This window comes from Fibrobacter sp. UWH1 (assembly GCF_002210365.1).
Classification (GTDB): Bacteria; Fibrobacterota; Fibrobacteria; order Fibrobacterales; family Fibrobacteraceae; genus Fibrobacter.
On sequence record NZ_MWQG01000089.1, the window covers coordinates 1 to 1,555 of the forward strand.

The window sequence follows — 1,555 nt, forward strand, 5'->3', positions numbered from 1 at the left end:
TGACCTTCCCTAAAAAAGGTTGACACTTTTGGGGTGTTTTTACTGACCGAGTTGACAGTTTCACTGATATGGTTTACACCTTTCCCTCGGTATCACGGATCTGGTTGACACTATCACCGATATGGTTGTCGTTGTCCAGTCCGACATCTTCTTCCAAAGATATATTTTTGTTCGCGAGCCTTCGTTCCCACGGGTTCCTCCAGCATCTTCTTTGGGGGCCTTCCTGGCTGTGGACCTTTTCCGGGGTCTGCCAGCCGATGCTCATGTGCGGGCGTTCCTCGTTGTAGAACCTGATGATTCTCTCGAGTTCACGGCGGCACTCCGACCGCGTCCTGAGCTTCATCTTGTATAGCCATTCCGTCTTGAGGATTCCGTTTGCGCGTTCCGCCACGGCGTTCTCGAGCGGATCCCCGCTCTGCGTCATGCTGATGCCGATGTTGCGCTTTTTCAGTTCGCCGACATATTCGTAGCTGCAGTACTGGCAGCCACGATCCGAGTGGTGGATCAGGAACGGCAACGATGATTCGGGAACCTGCGCGAGTGCCATCCTCAGGGCTTCCAGAGGGTAGCGTGTCTCCAGCGTCGGGCCGAGCGCCCAGCCCACGATCTTGTGCGAGTAGGCGTCCGTTACGAGGGACAGGTAGCACACGCCCTCGTCCGTCTCGACATAGGTGATGTCGGCGACCCATATCTGGTTCGGACGGCTGGGGACGACTCCCTTGATCAGGTTCTTGTACTTCCGGTAGTTGTGATCCGAGTATGTAGTCCTGTAGTGCCGACGGCGGCGCATCCTTACCATCAGGCCGTTCTCGCGGAGGAGTTCCGTGAAGGAGTCGCGACCGGGCACGCGGCCCGTGCCGCCAAGCTTGCCTGCGACCAGTCTGTAGATTTTTGTGCATCCCATGCCCGGACAGGCCGTGCGATATTCCCTGGCTGCGTCCAGGACCATGGACTCGACAGCCTCGTTCCCGAAGTCGTCGTCATCCCTCTTGTAGAACGCCTGCCTGCTATAACCAAACAGTCCGCAGAGCGCTTCCAGGGAAGTTCCCGGAAGCCGCGTGCGCAGCAGGCCTACCGTTTGGTGCCAGATTTTTTTCTGATGGGTATGTTGAACTTGCTCTCGGCAAGCTCGATCATCGTGTCGAAGGCCCTGGACCTCAGCGTCTCGGCCTCCAGTGCCTTTTGCAGGCGCTTGTTCTCCAGCTCCAGTTCTCTTATCCGTTCTTCGGGCGGCTTCGCCATCGCATCTCCGTCTTGGTTCTCCAAAGATAGCGATTCTTCGCGCAGGTACTTGTCCATCCAGCTGAAGAGAACCTGCTTGCTGCTGAGGTGGTATTTCTCCGCGATCTGCGCCGCGGTCATCCTGCCCGCGTTGTATTCGGCGACGATTTTTATCCGGTCCTCGTCGTCAAAGATGAACTTTTCCTTGACCACGTCCTTCCAAAAATGGTTGCCGTTTTCGTCGTATGCGAGAACCGACTTTGTGACCTGTTTTGTCTCCATTTGCACTATACCTGCCTTTTTGTATAGTGTCAACTTTTTTCAGGATAAGACA

At 55.6% G+C, this 1,555-nt stretch carries 2 protein-coding genes; both read right to left on the reverse strand.

Features of this window, described 5'->3' with window-relative positions:
• Window positions 1-73: 73 nt before the first annotated feature.
• Window positions 74-1,090 carry an IS3 family transposase gene (locus B7992_RS16175; protein WP_369680982.1) on the reverse strand — a complete coding sequence of 339 codons (1,017 nt, stop codon included), beginning with the start codon at window positions 1,088-1,090 and terminating at the stop codon, window positions 74-76.
• Entirely contained in the window at window positions 1,072-1,503 is a 432-nt protein-coding gene (locus tag B7992_RS16180) for a transposase (RefSeq protein WP_073161648.1), read from the reverse strand. The genes B7992_RS16175 and B7992_RS16180 overlap by 19 nt, the downstream gene beginning before the upstream one ends.
• Window positions 1,504-1,555: the final 52 nt, after the last annotated feature.